General features: G+C 64.3%; 15 protein-coding genes. 6 read left to right on the plus strand and 9 right to left on the minus strand.

Going from position 1 to position 15,818, the window contains the following annotated elements; translation table 11 throughout:
- Positions 1 to 7 precede the first annotated feature (7 nt).
- From SR858_RS03945 to SR858_RS03965, 5 genes are all read right to left on the minus strand, one after another.
- On the minus strand, positions 8 to 1,573 hold the full coding sequence (locus SR858_RS03945; protein ID WP_019923042.1) for a TolC family protein: 1,566 nt from the start codon (positions 1,571 to 1,573) through the stop codon (positions 8 to 10).
- A 20-nt stretch (positions 1,574 to 1,593) separates the two neighbouring features.
- Complete coding sequence (locus SR858_RS03950; protein ID WP_019923041.1) at positions 1,594 to 2,280, minus strand: CerR family C-terminal domain-containing protein; 687 nt, start codon at positions 2,278 to 2,280, stop codon at positions 1,594 to 1,596.
- Positions 2,281 to 2,550: 270 nt separating this feature from the next.
- Positions 2,551 to 3,903 (minus strand): hybrid sensor histidine kinase/response regulator, encoded by a 1,353-nt coding sequence (locus SR858_RS03955; RefSeq protein WP_019923040.1) that lies wholly within the window; start codon positions 3,901 to 3,903, stop codon positions 2,551 to 2,553.
- A gap of 56 nt (positions 3,904 to 3,959) precedes the next feature.
- Positions 3,960 to 4,706: a 2OG-Fe dioxygenase family protein gene (locus SR858_RS03960; protein WP_019923039.1), complete on the minus strand. Its 747-nt coding sequence runs from the start codon at positions 4,704 to 4,706 to the stop codon at positions 3,960 to 3,962.
- A gap of 24 nt (positions 4,707 to 4,730) precedes the next feature.
- A complete protein-coding gene (locus SR858_RS03965) occupies positions 4,731 to 5,216 on the minus strand; it encodes a MarR family winged helix-turn-helix transcriptional regulator (protein ID WP_019923038.1) in 486 nt (161 codons plus the stop codon).
- 118 nt (positions 5,217 to 5,334) lie between these two features.
- On the opposite strand from SR858_RS03965, the gene SR858_RS03970 reads away from it, so the two are divergent.
- Positions 5,335 to 6,462 (plus strand): HD domain-containing phosphohydrolase, encoded by a 1,128-nt coding sequence (locus tag SR858_RS03970; RefSeq protein ID WP_019923037.1) that lies wholly within the window; start codon positions 5,335 to 5,337, stop codon positions 6,460 to 6,462.
- Positions 6,463 to 6,465: 3 nt separating this feature from the next.
- Entirely contained in the window at positions 6,466 to 7,524 is a 1,059-nt protein-coding gene (locus SR858_RS03975; RefSeq protein WP_019923036.1) for a CHASE domain-containing protein, read from the plus strand.
- 4 nt (positions 7,525 to 7,528) lie between these two features.
- Here the strand turns inward: SR858_RS03975 and SR858_RS03980 are convergent, their stop codons facing one another.
- Together SR858_RS03980 and SR858_RS03985 are read right to left on the minus strand one after the other, a co-directional pair.
- Positions 7,529 to 8,344, minus strand: coding sequence for a sugar phosphate isomerase/epimerase family protein (locus SR858_RS03980; protein ID WP_019923035.1), 816 nt, complete (start codon positions 8,342 to 8,344; stop codon positions 7,529 to 7,531).
- On the minus strand, positions 8,344 to 9,183 hold the full coding sequence (locus SR858_RS03985; RefSeq protein WP_019923034.1) for a phytanoyl-CoA dioxygenase family protein: 840 nt from the start codon (positions 9,181 to 9,183) through the stop codon (positions 8,344 to 8,346). The genes SR858_RS03980 and SR858_RS03985 overlap by 1 nt, the downstream gene beginning before the upstream one ends.
- Before the next feature lie 109 nt (positions 9,184 to 9,292).
- Here SR858_RS03985 and SR858_RS03990 point away from each other — a divergent pair, with 109 nt between their 5' ends.
- Together SR858_RS03990 and SR858_RS03995 are read left to right on the plus strand one after the other, a co-directional pair.
- Positions 9,293 to 10,225, plus strand: a complete 933-nt coding sequence (locus SR858_RS03990; protein ID WP_040377928.1) for a LysR family transcriptional regulator — start codon at positions 9,293 to 9,295, stop codon at positions 10,223 to 10,225.
- Positions 10,226 to 10,307: 82 nt separating this feature from the next.
- Entirely contained in the window at positions 10,308 to 11,432 is a 1,125-nt protein-coding gene (locus SR858_RS03995) for an acyltransferase family protein (RefSeq protein WP_019923032.1), read from the plus strand.
- On the opposite strand, the gene SR858_RS04000 is transcribed toward SR858_RS03995, so the two are convergent.
- Positions 11,429 to 12,505, minus strand: a complete 1,077-nt coding sequence (locus SR858_RS04000) for a M29 family metallopeptidase (protein ID WP_026637502.1) — start codon at positions 12,503 to 12,505, stop codon at positions 11,429 to 11,431. The genes SR858_RS03995 and SR858_RS04000 overlap by 4 nt on opposite strands.
- 223 nt (positions 12,506 to 12,728) lie before the next feature.
- Here SR858_RS04000 and SR858_RS04005 point away from each other — a divergent pair, with 223 nt between their 5' ends.
- Both SR858_RS04005 and SR858_RS04010 read left to right on the plus strand, forming a co-directional pair.
- Positions 12,729 to 13,151, plus strand: coding sequence for a hypothetical protein (locus SR858_RS04005; protein WP_227012184.1), 423 nt, complete (start codon positions 12,729 to 12,731; stop codon positions 13,149 to 13,151).
- A 77-nt stretch (positions 13,152 to 13,228) separates the two neighbouring features.
- Positions 13,229 to 13,597 (plus strand): hypothetical protein, encoded by a 369-nt coding sequence (locus SR858_RS04010; protein WP_019923029.1) that lies wholly within the window; start codon positions 13,229 to 13,231, stop codon positions 13,595 to 13,597.
- Between the two features lie 12 nt (positions 13,598 to 13,609).
- Here SR858_RS04010 and SR858_RS04015 read toward each other — a convergent pair whose 3' ends face one another.
- Positions 13,610 to 15,793, minus strand: coding sequence for a tetratricopeptide repeat-containing diguanylate cyclase (locus SR858_RS04015; RefSeq protein WP_019923028.1), 2,184 nt, complete (start codon positions 15,791 to 15,793; stop codon positions 13,610 to 13,612).
- Positions 15,794 to 15,818: the final 25 nt, after the last annotated feature.

Consider the following 15,818-nt stretch of genomic DNA (forward strand, 5'->3'; position numbering starts at 1 on the left):
TCAGGTATCAGTTGGCAGCAGGGGAAGCGGGGGCGGCAGAGGCAGCAGGAGCAGTCCAGCCGCCGCCGGCGGCGCGGTACAGCGCCACCCAGGCGGCGTTGCGCTCGCGCGCCAGCGTGACCTGGTTCTGTTCGGCGGCCAGGCGGGTGCGGCGTGCGTCTTCCAGTTCGAACAGGCTGGCCATGCCGTTCTTGTAGCGCTGCTCCACCGCGTTGAAGTTGGTGCGGTAGCCTTGCGTGGCGGTGCCGGCATCCAGGGTGCGCTGCGCCGTGCTGTCGAGGTTGACCATGGCCTGCTCGACTTCGCTCACGGCCTGGCGCACGGTGGCGCGGTAGCTGACGACGGCGGCATCGTAGCGGGCGCCGGCGGCATCCTCGTTGGCACGGCGCCGGCCGGCGTCGAAAATCGGCACCGATACGGAGACCGGGCCGATAGTCCAGGTGTCGGTCTTGGTATTGACACCGCCGCTATGGAAATTGGCAATGCCGACCGCGCCGGAAATGGTCAGGCGCGGATAGCGCTGGGCGCGGGCGCTGCCAACCTCCGCGCTGGCGGCCGCCACTTCACGCTCGGCCGTAAAGACGTCGGGGCGCTGGGCCAGCGTTTGCGCTGGCAGTTCGGTGACCCCAAAGGCTGGCATCGTCGCCGGCACGCTGGCGCCGCCGCTACCGCCGGTATTGGCTCCAGCCGCAGCAACGACACCGGCACCAGCACCAGCACCAGCACCAGCACCAGCACCAGCACCAGCACCAGCAACACTAGCAGTATCAACAGCGGTACTAGCGGCACCAGAGGCATTAGCCACACCAGCGCCCGCATTTGCATCAGCCGCCAACCGGCGCCGCAACTCCGGCTCCTGCATCGCGGTCAGCGCCACTAGCGCCTTGACGTTGACGTCGCAGCTGGCGCGCTGGGCCAGGTAGCGGCTGTTGCCGTCGGCGGCGCTGGCGCGTGCCAGCGCGAGGTTGGCGGGCGACTCGAAGCCGGCGCCGGCGGACAGTTCCGTCAGGCGCGCGGTGTCGGCGCGCGAGGCGGCATCCTGCCTGGCCACGTCCAGCAATTGCTGGCAGGCGCGCAGGGCGAAATACTGGTTGGCGGTTTCCGCCGCCACCGATACGCGGGCGTCGTGCCAGCCGGCCTGCGCGCTCTGGTAGCGCGCTTGCGCGGCGTCGCGCGCGGCGCGGTTGGCGCCGAACAGGTCGATCTCCCACGAAGCCTGCAACGCTGCCTGCGACGTGGTGCCCATGGGCGTGAGCGACTGCTGGTTGGCGCGGCTGATGCTGCCCGCTGCATCTACGTTGGGCACCAGCGCGGCGCCGGCCGCCACCTGGTCGGCGCGCGACTGCGCAATGCGCGAGGCGGCCGACGACACGGTGGGACTGACCGCCTGCGCCGCGTCGATCAACTCGGCCAGCAGCGTGTCGGTCTGCTGGCGCCACCAGGTGGCGAGATTGGCGCGGCTGCCATTGTGGGGCAGGGGAGCCTGCCACTGCGCGGGCGCTTGCGCATCGACCTGCGGCGCCGGCGCCTTGACGGCGCAAGCTGACAACCCTGCAGCCATGGCGCACGCCATGGCAACCCGTAAAGTCCTGTTCATGCTGTCCTTTGTTGAAGTTTGTTTTTTTCGACCTGCACCAGCGCCTCGGCGTAATCGACCAGCTGTTCGGCCCATACCGCGAACGCGGCAGGCGACTCGACCAGTTGCGGCGAGACGGCGGCAATGACGTCGCGCGCGATCAGCAGCGTGACGCACATGCTCGGAATCGCGTGGGCCAGGCGTTGCAGGTCGTCGGTGACTTCCTGCGTGCCGAGGTGGCGACACAGCACCCGCAGCAGCGCCGCGTGTTCGGGCTTGATGTTGTTTTCGATCTCGCGCTGCCACAGGCCGGTGGGCTCGAGCATCTCGCGGTAGAACAGGCGCAGCAGCACGTCGGCGTCCTCGTGCTGCAACAGCGGCGCCAGCATCTGGTGGTAGTAGCCCTGCAGCGATTCGCGCAGCGTGAAGTGCGGCTGCTCGAAGGCGGCGACGTTGCCGCCGGGCGTGGTGCACATGAAGCCGAAGCAGGCCTGGTACAGGCCGGACTTGTCGCCGAAATAGTAGCTGATGGCAGCGACGTTGGCGCCGGCCGCCTGGGCGATTTCACGGGTGGAGGTCTTGGAAAAGCCCTGCTGGCCGAACAGGCGCATGGCCGCGTGCAGCAGCCGTTCACGCGACTGCTCGCCGTCCGAGCGCGGCTTGCGGGCGTCGTCGGCGGAAGAAGAGGTGGGTTTGGGATTCATGGCTGCGATTACAGCACATAATTCAAACGATTGATATAACTAAATCGATTGTTTAGTTTATTGAGCAGGCTCGTGCTGCACGGCACAATCAAATCCGTGATTATTTGCAGCCGGGCGTACGGGCAAAATACAGGCAAAAAAAATGCCCGCGACCTGTAAAGGTGGCGGGCTTAATTCCAATGTTCAGCGAACGGTTGGAGGAGACAGTTCCAATATATCCCCTTTTATGTTGCGCTGCAATACCGTAGAACTACCATGTACGAAATATATTTATCCCCGGCGCGGCAGCGCCAGGGTAAAGGTGCTGCCCTGGCCGAAGTCGCTCTTGAAGAACAGCGAGCCGCCGATCAGGTTGGCGAGGTTCTGGCACAGGTACAGCCCCAGGCCCGCGCCCTCGGCGTGGCGGGTGGACGTGGAATCGAGCTGCGAGAAGGCCTGGAACAGCTTGTTCTGGTCCTCTTCGCGGATGCCGGCGCCGCTATCGGCCACCGAGAATTCGATCATCTGCTGGCCTTCGCCCTGTCGTTGCGCGAGCGAGACACGCACCGACCCGGTCTCGGTGAACTTGATGGCGTTATTGCCAAGGTTGAGCAGGATTTGCGTGAGCGCGCGCTGGTCGGTTTCGAGCACGATCGGTTCGTCGGCAAGGTCGATCTCGAGCATGAGGTTCTTTTGCAGCGCCAGCGGACGCAGGGTGTCCACCACGTCGCGCACCAGGTTCTGGCACTGCACCTTCTGCACTTCGAGCGTGACCTTGCCCGCTTCGATCTTGGCCACATCGAGGATGTCGTTGATCAGCGAGAGCAGGTGGCGCGCACTGGTGCGGATGGTGTTGAGCTGCTTGTCCTGTTCCCCGGTCAGCGGGCCGGGGAGCTTCATCAGCAGCGCGCCGGTAAAGCCGATGATGGCGTTGAGCGGCGTGCGCAGCTCGTGCGACATATTGGCGATGAAGGCGGACTTCATGCGGCTCGCTTCGGCCAGTTCGAGGTTTTTCAGCGCGATTTCGCGGTTGATGGTTTCCAGCTCGCCGGCGTGGTTGGCCAGACGCATATTGAGCTCGATGACCTGCCGCTCGCGCGCTTGCAGTTCGCCATTGACCTGCACCGCCTGCTCGTAGGTGGAGATGAGCAGATCGAGGATTTGCTGGCGCTCGGCATTGATGAAGTGTTTTTGCTCGCCCAGGTACAGGGCGATGCCGATTTCCATGTTCTGGTTGCGGCGCAGCTTCTGGTTCATCAGCATGTGGCCGATGCGGTTGAGCAGGTAGTCTTCCGCGTAGGGCTTGCGGATGAAGTTGTCGGCGCCGCATTCGATGCCGCGGATGATGTCCTTGGGGTCCATCAGCGATGTGACCAGGATGACCGGGATATCGCGCAGTTCGGGGTCGGACTTGATGGCGCGGCACAGCGTGTAGCCGTCCATTTCGGGCATGACGATGTCGGACAGGACCAGGTGCGGCTTGCTTTCGCGGATGGCTTCGAGCGCCAGGCGGCCGTTGCCTGCCACGCGGGCACGATAGCGCATCGACTGGATCAGCCGGCGCAGACGCTCGGCCTGGGTAGGACTATCTTCGACGATCAGTATTTCGATTTCATCGGGCTGTATCTCATAGCTGGCGTCCACTGACCACCCTCCTGAATGCTTGAATTTTCTATTGTGACTATAGCGGATTTAGTCCGCTACAGGGGTTTTTCCTCGCCCTGGAACGCGCCGGCGCGCCAGGTGAGCACCAGCGTATCGCGGTGTCCGTAGACGTGCAGCGGCTGGATCGGCGTCGATTCGTGGATCACGGTGGCGTCGTCGAGCAGCAGCAAGGTCCAGGGTTCGGTCATGGTGAAACGCTTGCCGTTGGGGCCGTCGGCCTCGAATACGCGGGTCTCGCCACCCTTGACCTGGTCGCGCGCGACCAGGATCACGGCAACGAAATCGACGCCGTCGCGGTGCGCGCCTTCCGGCGTGGGGCGGCCGATACCGTCGGCGGTGTCGATGCGGAACTGGTGCGCTTCCACGTACCAGCGATCATCGGTATTGCGCGCCGTGCTGCACACCTGGCCAATGGCGGTAATCAGCGCCGGCCACGCCGGCTGCGCCACGGTGGCCGGCATCACCGGCTCGAACAGGCGGTGCATGCCACCGTGCAGGGCGTTGTATTCGAGCGGCTGCCAGTGTGCGCGATGCGTGGTTTGCGTCAGGCGAACACCTTCCTGCACGAAGCAGGAGTGGCGGCGGCGCCGGTAGCGGCCGCCGTCCTTGAGGTACTGATCGGGTTCGAGCGCGTTCCAGCTCGGGGCCAGGGCGTCGAGCGCGTCGCGTGGCACACCGGCCAGCGCGGCCACGTCCTGCGGCGACAGCAGCGCGTAGCCCTGGGTGCGCAGCGCTTCGGCCGCCTGCGCGCGCGGCGTGTAGATCGGGTTGAATGGCTTCATGGCGATATCGGTATGACGGTATATTTAGCCGGCGGCCATCAGGCTGGCGCGCAGGGTGTCGAGTTGCTGTTTCATGTCCACCACCTGCTCGACCGAGCAGCGCGTGGCTTGCAGGATGGACGGCGGCAGCTTGGCTGCCTGCGCGCGCAGCGCGTCGCCGCTTGCGGTGAGCTTGATGATCACTTGCCGCTCATCGACGGCAGCGCGGGTGCGGGTGAGCAGCTCGGCCGCTTCCATGCGCTTGAGCAGCGGCGTCAGCGTGGCCGAGTCGAGGAACAGCCGTTCGCCCACTTCGGACACGGTCTGCTCGTCCTTTTCCCACAGTACCAGCATCACCAGGTATTGCGAGTAGGTCAGGCCCAGGCCGCGCAGCAGCTTGCGGTAGATCTTGCTCATCGCCAGCGACGTCGAATACAGCGCGAAGCACAGTTGCTGGTCCAGTTGCGGCGCCTGGCCGGCGCCTGCAGCGTCTTCGGCAGGCGCGGGGATGGAGGAAGTTTTGGTATTCATGATCCCATTATGGGTAGTGCGCTATACAATTGCAAGCGATGGCCTGTAAATTGTCGTCACTGACAGGGTATGATGTGGTCATATGTTGCTAATAGCTAATTTTCAGGGAGTGCGGTAGATGAATGCCAAAAGAGCCATCGTGCTGATCGTTGACGAGGCTTCGGACAATCTGATCCAGATGAACAGCCTGTTGCAGGACCGTTACGAGGTCCGCCTGGCCAACAGCGGCCGCGCCGCGCTGATGGTGATGGAGCACGTGCCCCGGCCCGACCTGGTGGTGCTCGACGCCGCGCTGCCCGACATCGACGGCTACACCGTGTGCCAGCAGCTCAAATCGAGCCCCGACACGGCCGACATCCCGCTGATCTTCCTGCAGTCGGAACCCGACGAGGCGCGCGCCATTTGCGAGGGCGCGGTGGACATCATTCCCAAACCGTTCGTCGGCGAGGTGCTGCGTGCGCGGGTGGACACCCATTTGCAGCTGCGCCATGCGCGCGAGCTGCTCAAGCAGCAGCGCAACCTGCTCGAACACGTGGTGGAAGAAGTGACGGCGGAATTGAGCCAGATGCTCGACGCCATGATCTGGGCGCTGGCCTCGCTGGCCGAGACGCGCGAATACGAAACCGCCAATCACCTGCGCCGCGTGCAGCACTACGTCGTCGCGCTGGCGCGCCGCCTGCAGGGCAGCCCGCGTTTTGCCGAGGAACTGAGCGACGCCAACATCAAGTCGCTGTACAAGGCCGCGCCGCTGCACGACATCGGCAAGGTGTCGATCCCCGACGCCATCCTGCTCAAGCCCGGCGCGCTCACGCCGGCCGAGTTCTCGGTGATGAAAATGCACACCGTGTACGGCCGCGACGCCATCGTCAACGTCGAAAACCACCTGGGCTACACCAACACCTTCCTGCGCTACGCGCGCGAGATCACCTATTCGCACCAGGAAAAATACGACGGCACCGGCTACCCGGAAGGGCTGAAGGGCGACGCAATTCCCTTGGCCGCGCGGCTGATGGCGGTGGCTGACGTGTACGACGCGCTCATTTCCAAGCGCGTGTACAAGCCCGCGTTTACCCACGAAACCGCGATGGAAATGGTGCGCCAGGCCAGCGGCGAACATTTCGATCCCGACGTGGTCGATGCCATGCTGGCAGCCGAGGAAGAGTTCCGCGACATCGCCGAGCGTTACGCCGACAATGTGCAGGACCTCGAACACGGCATCGGTCCGCTGTTGTCGCAGCACCTGTAGGCCATGCAGCCCATGCGCGCGCGCGGTCTTGTCGTCCTTGCCATCGGGCTGGGCCTGACCGGCGCGCTCTGCTGGCTGGTACACGCCGACCAGCGCGCGCAGATGGAGACGCGCTTCCAGCGCGACACCGAGAAGGTCGCGCGCGATACCGAGGCGCGGCTGCAAACCTGTTTCGATGTCCTGCTCAGCCTGAAGGGCATGTACGCGCTCGACGACCGCATCGACCGCGCGCGCTTCCACCGCTTCAGTGCGGAGCTCAAGCTCGAGCGCCGCTATCCCGGATTCCAGGCAGTGCAGTTCGTGCGCGCCGTGCCTGCGGAACAGTTCGACGCCTTTGTGGCTGCCGTACGCGCCGATACCAGCGTGGACGCGGGCGGCTATCCGAACTTCCGCGTGCACCCGGTCACCCATGCGCCGGTCCACTACGTGATCGAGTACACGGCGCCGGTCAAAGGCAACGAGAGCGCGGTTGGCCTGGACCTGGCCGCGCTGCCGCCGCACCTGCGCGCGGTGACGCTGGCGCGCGACAGCGGCGGCATCGTCGCCACCGAGCCGATCACGCTGGTGCAGGATGTGACCGGCGAGCCGGGTTTCGTGGCGCGCGCGCCGGTGTACCGCAACGATGCCGTGGTCGATACCGAGGCCCGGCGTGGCGCGGCGCTGGTCGGTTTCGTCGCCATCGTGTTCCGGGTCAATGCGCTGATGCGCGAGGTGATCGATGGCGCGCTGCTCGAACACCTGCACGTGCGCATCGAGGACGGCGGCTACGTCAACAGCGCCATGGCGCCGCGCGCCGCTGGCGACAACCTGGGCAACCTGCTGTACGACAGCGCGGGCAAGGCCGCGCCGCAGGGAGCCGACAACGGCGGACTGGTGGCGGAAAAAGTGCTGGAGGTGGGCCAGCGGCGCTGGCTGCTGCGCTTCGAGGGCAAGCCCGGCGTGCGCTACGGCGGCGCGTCGGCGGCGGTGCTGGCGGTGGCGCTGGCCGGCGCGGTCATCAGCGCGCTGGCTGCCGCCATTGCGATGCTGCGACCCGCCCGCGTGGGCAGGGTGCAGCAGTAAAGATTTAGCAGTAGCGCTGGCGCAGCACGCCCAGCATCGCCACGTTCAACTCCCACGCATTCGATACCGCCGCTCCCGTATACGGCAAGGTCTGGGTGTACGGCACCGGGCCGAATTCCGGCGTGATGGTCAAACGCTCGGCGCCCGCTGCGCGGCGCAAGCGCACCACTTCGTCCCACCACGACAGGTGGGCGGCCAGTGCCGCGTGCGACTCGGGCGCGCGGAAGTCCCCCACCTGCGGCCCCTGTTCGTGGCCCACCCGTGCGTGGATGTGGCGCACGCGCGGCAGCGTTGCGGCAAGCGTCTGCGGCTGGTCGCCCAGCAGCGACTCGCACGCGCAGCACCAGTGCGACAGGTCTGCCGTCAGGTGCAGGTCGGGCAACTGGCGCAGGTAGGGCAGGGCCAGCGCCGGGTGTGCGCTCCAGCGGCTGCGGTGGGTCTCGTGGTAGATCGGCACGCCGTGCTCGCGCGCGATCGCCGCCGCCATCTCGAGCAGCTCGCAATTCTGCTCGAACGTGAAGTAATCCTTGCCGGTCTGCGAATTGACGTGCAGCGGGCGCGCCGCGCAGGCATTGTGCAGCAGCTCGGCCAGCGCCCCCCGGTGGGCCGCGAACTCCGGCACCAGCGCGGTTTCCCACTGGCCCACGATCAGCGCCAGGCCGGCAGCGGCAATGCGGCCGGTCCAGTCGTCGCGCGCGGCCGCGTCCAGTGGCAGAGAGAGCTCGATGCCGTCGAATCCTGCCGCTTTTACTCGCTCGATGAACACGTCGGCCGGCAGCTCGTTGTTGCCCCAGTGGGCGGCAAAAATCTGGACCTGCATCAGATGAAGCCCCGCACCGGCAGGCGCTCGTCGCGCTGGATCCAGTTCTGCGGCGAGTAGGCCGTGGCGCCGTCGGTCACGTGCAGCGTGTAGGCGTGGCGCGAGACGGCCGAACGGTTCGGCGCGCTGTAGTGCGGCAGCAGGCCGTGGAATACCACCAGGCTGCCGGCCTTGCACGGCAGCGGCACGGCGGTGCTGTTGTCGGGCCACGGCATGTCGCTGAGCTTTTCCATCCGTACCTGGTCGCCGTTGCGCAGGAAGCGTTCGCGCATCGGACCGCGGTGGCCGCCCGGTTCGGCCCACATGCAGCCGTTGTCGAGCGTGGCGTCTTCCAGTGCGAACCAGAACGTGGTCACGCTCACCGGGTCGGTGTCGAAATAGGTGGCGTCCTGGTGCCAGCGCACTTCGCCGCCGATGCCGGGCTGCTTGAAGATGTACATCGACTGCCATACCTTGGGGTCCGCCAGGCCGATGTCGCGGGCGACCGCATTCAGGCGCTCGTCGGCGGTAAACGCGCGGAAGGTAGGATCGAGATCGTGCATGGCGTGGCCGATCTTGTTGATCGACAGCGACTTGTCCTGTTTCAGCTGGCCGTCGGCGCCGAACGCTTCTTCTTCAAAAAAGCAGCGCACGGTGTTGTCCGAGCCGAGGAAGTAGTCGTCGGTGGTCTTTTCCTGCTCGATGGTGCTGAAAATGCCCGACTGCGCGCCCGGATCGAACTGGTTGACAATCTGCGCCGCGCGCTCGCGCAGCACGGCAATATCGGCGGCGCTTTTGAAATTCGGCACGACCAGGTAACCATCGCGTTGGTATTGCAGTTTTTGCGCGTCTGTCAACATGTTGCAGCTCCAGGCTCAATTAAGAAGATCAGCGATTGTAAGCGCGGCCGCTGGCCCCGACAACGATCAAAGCATTGACACATTGTCGCCAAAGTGGCGACAATCGGGCATGGACCAGTTACGCGCAATGGAGATTTTTGTGGAGGTGGCGCGCCAGCGCAGTTTTAGCGAGGCAGGCCGCCGGCTGGGGCTCACGCGCGCCATGGTCAGCAAGCACGTGCTGCAACTCGAAGACCAGCTACAGGCGCGCCTGCTGCACCGATCCACCCGCGAGGTGAGCCTGACCGACGCCGGCCAGGCCTACCTGGCGCCGTGCGCCGCCGCCGTGGCGCAGGCGCACGAGGCGGCGCGCGCAGTGGCCAGCGCTGGCGATGAACTGGCCGGGCCGCTGCGCATTCAGGCGCCGTCCAGCTTTGGCAGCGAGTGGCTGGCCGGTTCGGTGGCGCGCTTCAACCTGCTCCATCCGCAACTGGCGCCGTCGCTGCACGTCGATGATGCGCTGCTCGACCCGATCGAGCACGGGTTCGATCTGACGATACGGGTGGGCGGCATTCCGGATGTGCACGCGCTGGCGATGCGGCCGCTGGCGCCATGCCGCGCGGTGCTGTGCGCCAGCCCGGACTACCTGGAGCGCCACGGCACGCCGCGCACGCCGCACGACCTGCACGCGCACCGCTGCCTGCACTTTTCCCACCTGACGGCCGGCACGGCCTGGCATTTTGCGCGGGGCGAGCAAAGGGAGACGGTCCGGGTGCAGGCGGCGTTCACCGCCAACAATGGCCTGGTGCTGCACCAGGCGGCGCAGCAGGGGCTGGGCATCGTGTACCACACCACGTTCCTGGCCTGGCGCGCGCTGCAGGAGGGCACGCTGGTGCCGGTGCTGACCGACTGGGAACTGCCGCTCAACCACCTGTCCGCGCTGTACCCGGCCAGCCGCCAGCCGTCGCCCAAGGTGCGGGCGCTGATCGATCACCTGGTGGCCGAGTACCAGCCGGTGCCGCCGTGGGACTTGGGTAGAGTAAGACAGCCTGAAGTGACGTAATGACAACCGTCATTGTAAAAATACAATCAGGAAATCGAGATTCGAAGTAAAATGGTTGTATCCAAACCAACATCATTTCCGGATGACCAATTCTCCTGCTCCGCAGCATCCCGTTCCCACCATAAGCAAGATCGAAGAGCTCGAAAGCCTTCGGGGTCTCGCCGCATTGCTGGTGGTTTTTTTTCATCTTCCGAAATGGAACCCGGTACTCCATGTTGGGTTTATCGATAGTGGCTACCTGATGGTCCAACTGTTCTTCGTATTATCAGGATTTGTGATCTATAACGCGTATGCTACGAGAATTTCGTCCGGTATGGATTTGGTAAAATTCCAGTTCCTGCGATTTGGGCGGCTTTATCCGGTTCACTTTCTATTTTTAATGGCTTATCTGTCCATTGAAATTGCGAAGTATATTGCGGCCACCAAGTTTGGTGTTTCAGGCCCCAATGCCCGGCCATTCGAGGAAAATACCGTGCAGGCGCTGGTACAGCAAATATTCTTGCTTCAGGCCATCGGCCCGACTGGAAATGCCACCACATTCAATATCCCCGCCTGGTCTATCAGCACCGAGTTCTACACCTACCTGTTATTCGCACTGATTTTACTTTTTGCAAAAAAAGCCAAGGATATTGTGTTTCTTGTGATTGTGGTCGTGTCCCTGTTCATGCTCGCTTCAGGGCAAACTTTCGGTACTGTCGAGTTACTCCGATGCTTTGCCGGGTTTTTCCTTGGCTGTCTGACAGCCAAGCTGATGAATAAATTGACTTTCCAGGTTCCAGGCTATTGCGCGTACATCGTTATTTTAATAATCGGTATCTACTTGCAATTCAAGCCGCTGGGCAGCTACGATCTGTTTATTTACCTGCTCACTGTTTTGCTGATTCTTTCGCTGGTGCTGGCAAAAGATGGCCCGGCAAAAGAAATGTTGCGCGCGAAAGTGCTGATATGGCTCGGTTCCATTTCGTACGCCCTGTACATGTCGCACACGATCGTGATCTGGGTTGCCAACCAGGTATTCAGGTTTGTGTTGAAACGTCCGGAAATAATGATCGAGGGTAAAAGTTATCCGCAGTTATCCACCGTCGAGACCGGGGTCGCCATCGTGATCGTCATGGCAGCGGTCCTGGTGTTGTCGCAGATCGTCTACGTGGTGGTGGAAAAGCCGATGCGCGAGAAGTCCAGGCGCGTGGTGTTCCGTAAAGGCTAAACCCGCCAGGCGCCTGCCGCATAGACGGCGGTGCCATCGAGGTACACCCCCTCGGTCACCGCGAACACATCGACGTGATACCGCGCATCCTTGCGCTTGAACTGCGGTTTTGTATAAACGCCATGCTTGGCGCCCAGCGACAGGTGAATGCCGCACATGCGCTCGTAGGTGCCGATGTCGTCCACCATGCGGGTGCGCGAGAAGGCCCGGTTCATGCCGAAGCCCAGTTCGCGCAACCATACCTCGCCCTCGTGGGCGCGGATGATGGCCAGCATATTGTCGAATTCCGGCGTGCTGTTTTCCGTGCCTGTCACGCGGCCCTTTTCGATGATGACCGTGACCGGCACCGCCGGCTGGTTGACGTGGAACGAGGTGTCGCCGAACACGAAGATGCGCGCGCGGCCGTTGACGGCTTCGAGGTCGCGCGCCTCGGTAAACACTTCGCCGAGCGGGAACTGGCCGCCGATGTTGTTCATGCCGGTGTAGTCGCCGATATTGAGCTTGGCCGCTTCGAACGGCGAACCGAACACCAGTTGCGCGCCGTCGCCACTGTCGACCATGCCGTGGCTGGCGGCGTCGATGCGCGCTTTGAGGGCGTGGCCCACGCCGCGATAGTAGGCGGGGTCGTAGGCCAGCGACTCGATGTAGTGCAGTCCCTGCGCACCGGGCATGCGCGCCAGGTGCACATGCTCGATCACCTTCAGGCCGCGCTTGAACAGCTCGATGCGGATGCGGAAGGCTTCGAGCCGGAAGCTGGTCGATTGGACCAGCACCACCAGGTCGCCGGCGGCCAGCAGCGCAAACGCGGCCAGCACGTCCTCGGGAGCGACGGCGTCGAAGTCGATGAAGCGCGCATCGGGCACCACGCGCCGGTAGGCTTCGGTCAGCGCCAGATTGAGGTCGGTGCGGGTGTCGTGGACGATCAGGGCCGCGTGCGGCGGCGCGTGCCCGATGGCGATGGCCAGGGTGTCGCGCAGGTGGCGCTCGGCGGCATCGACTGCGGCGGCGGAAATGGTTGCGCAGTTGGCAAGTAAGCTGGCGCCAGGGCGGGCGGCGGGGGCAGGTGACGACATCGTGAAGGGGCTGGATTGATCGCTGGAGCGGGCATTATAGGCCACCGCAGCCGCCCGGATTCGCATGCGCGCCACGCCGCAAGCGTTTCTGCGGCCTTTCTCCCGCCTTTCTCCTTGTCTTGCGCCGTAACCGCGATATAAAATCAAGAATATAGCCTAACAGCAACTCCTTGGCGATCAGAACAGGATGTGTATGACCGTATTAATGGGACAGGATTTGCCGTTGGAACGACCCGATAGCGCCACCGCGCGGGCCGCCTTGTTCGTGCCCACCGCGAACATCAAGGACGATGTGCTCGACACCGTGCGCCGGGGCGCGGCGATTGTCGGTTTCGGCAACCATGACCGCACGCTCACGATTTATTACGAAAGCAACCGCTTCAATGAACCGAACCTGGTCAAGTGGGAGCAAAAGGCGCGCAAGGCGTTCGACCGCCTGGCCGACAACCTGCCCACAGTCTCCAAGATGATCAGCAAGCCGGAAAACTTCGAGCAGGTCGGCTACATCAACAGCAAGGGCATCCTGATCCGCCGCATGGAAAAACTGCGGCACTGGCTGGAGACGTCGGACGCGCTGGCGACCGCGCCCGAATCCGAAAACATTGTCTTTGCACCGCCGCCGCCACCGAAAAAAATCAATACCTGAACCTGGTTGTAGCGTGCGCTGCATCGGCACAACTCCTTGTATGCTAATGACAACAATCATTCTTCAAGGAGATACACATGAATATCACGACATTGGGTAAAACCGCCGGTGCGGTGCTGGTCATGGCCGCGCTGCTGGGCGGCTGCCAGAAGAAGGACGACACCGTCGGCGCCGGTCCGGCTGAAACCGCCGGCCGCAAGATCGACCAGGCCAGCGAGCGCGCCAGCGCCGAACTGAACCAGGCGTCGCGCGAAGCCGACCAGAAAATGACCGAAGCCGGCCACAAGATGGACCAGGCTGCCAAGGAAACCAGCGAAAAGCTCGACCGCGCAGCGGACACCGCTGGCGCCAAGCTCAATCAGGCAACCGATGCCGCCGGCCGCAAGCTGGAACAGGCCGGCGAAAACATGCAGCAAAAGGCCGCCGAGCGCGAAGCGACCAAGTAATTACCGCAACAATCAAAAGCCGGCGCGCCTGAACCGCACCACGTTGTCCTGCGACGGCGGCGGTGTCTCGGGCGCGCCACCCAGCACCACGCTCAGGTCCACGTAGCCGTCGCGCCACGCGCGTTCCAGGTCCTGTTCGATCGCCTCCATCGACGTGCGCTCGAAATGAGCAAACCCGCGCACACCGTAGGCGCGGTTGCGGCCGTGGGCCTTGGCCAGGTACAGCGCCATGTCCACCAGGTTCACCGCCCGCTCCCATGCCAGCGGCGTGGCGCCCGGCGCCAGCGGATACGGCGCAAATCCCACCGACACATTGACCGCGATCTCGTGCTCCTGGTACGTCACGCGCTGGGCCGAGATGCCTTGCAGGATGCGGCGCGCGATCTCGTCGAGGCCGTCGCGCGGCACGGCCGGCATGAAGGCCAGGAATTCTTCGCCCCCCCAGCGCACGATCATGTCAGTCTCGCGCAGCGCCACCCGCAGATTGGCGGCGATCTCCTTGAGCACGGCGTCGCCGGCGGCGTGGCCATAGCTGTCGTTGATATGCTTGAAGTGGTCGACGTCGAGCAGGAACAGCGCGCCCACCAGGTCGTCGCTGCGGTGCACGCGCTGCTCGGTTTGCGGCCAGCCCGCGTGCGCCGCTGTCGGCATGGGCGCCAGCGTGCGCATATAGTCCTGGAAGTGGCGGCGGTTGTAGAGCGACGTCAGCGGATCGAGCGTGGACTGGGCCTTGAGCTCGAGATTCTTTTCCTCGAGCCGGGCGTTGGTCTGGCGCACCTTGCGGTACAACAGGCCCACCACCGCCGACGCCAGCGCAAACACCAGCGCCAGCAGCCACCATACGCGCTGCTGCAGTTGGCGGTTGTCCAGTTCCGCCGTTTGCAACTGGTTTTCGCGGCTGAGCAGCTCGATCTGGCGTTCCTTCTTGTCGGTTTCGTATTTTTCCTGCAGCTCCAGCATCGACTTCTGGCGCTGGCGTTCGAACAGTTCGTCCGACAGCGCGCGCTCGCGGTGGTAGGCTTTCAGGGCGCCGGCCAGGTCGCCGGCGTTTTCCAGCGCCACGCCATATTCACGCAGCACCAGTTGCAGCTCCGGCTTGTTGTTTTCCTTTTCGTAGCGCTCCATGCCTGCTTCAAGCTGGCGCTTGCCTTCGGCGATACGGCCCATGGCCAGCAGCGCGTTGCCCAGGTTGACGCGGGCGGTGGCTTCGGTGGACGCGTCATTGTTGCGCTGGGTGACATGCAGCGCTTCCTGCGCATATTGGGCGGCGCGCGGATAGTCGCGCAGCTTGAGGTGAAGGTCGGCCAGGTTGACCAGCGTGGTGGTGGCCATGCGCTCGGCGCCCATCTTGCGCTCGATCTCCAGTTCCGCGCGCAGCGCCCGCATGGCGCGCTGCAGCTGGCCGGTATCGCTGGTGAGCCAGTATTCGGCGTTTTTGGCGATCGACATGCGGCCCGGCGAATTGAGCTTCACTGTTTCGGCCATCAGCTCGTCGAGGCTGGCGGCGGCCTGGTCGAACTCCTTCATTTGCACCAGCAGCCGGGTGAGCGCATTGAGCGCCGCCGCCAGCGTGGTGGGATCGCTGGTGACGCCGCGCGCGATTTCCACCGCCTGCTGCAGTTTGACCAGCGCAGCGGGAAAGTTGCCCTGCTCGGCGTAGGTCTGGCCGGCAGTGATGGTGGCCTGGGCGCGCACGGCAGCGTTGGTGGTGCGCATGGCCAGCTTTTCAGCCTCGAACGCCAGCTTGTGGGCGGCATCGACATCGGCGCGCGCAAACAGCACGTACACCTTGGTTAGCTGGGCCTTGGCGACGACCGCGTCGTCGTGCAGTTCGCGGCCCAGCGCGATGGCCTTTTCGGCGGCTGCCATGGCGTCTTCGTAGCGGCCCTGGCGCATGCGGCCGTCGGCTTCGATGGTGTGCAGGTCGGCTTGCAAGGCGCCCGGCCTGCCTTCCAGCTCGCGTGCGATCTGGTCGAGTGCAGCCAGGGCCTTTTCAGGCAGGAAGCGGCTTTGTTCGCGGATCTCGATCAGGCGCGCGCGCAGCGCCTCGTTGTCCGCCTGCGACTGGGTTTGCGCCGGCGCCGGCGCTGCCGCCAGGGCGGGGACTAGCGCCGACGCCAGGGCGCCAGCCCATGCTAGCGCCAGGACGCTGTTGCGCGCCTTGCTCGTCCGTACCCGATATCCAAATCCTGCCAACGCCGCCCCTTCGCATTTGTCCTGT

The organism is Duganella zoogloeoides, assembly GCF_034479515.1.
Classification (GTDB): domain Bacteria; phylum Pseudomonadota; class Gammaproteobacteria; order Burkholderiales; family Burkholderiaceae_D; genus Rugamonas; species Rugamonas zoogloeoides.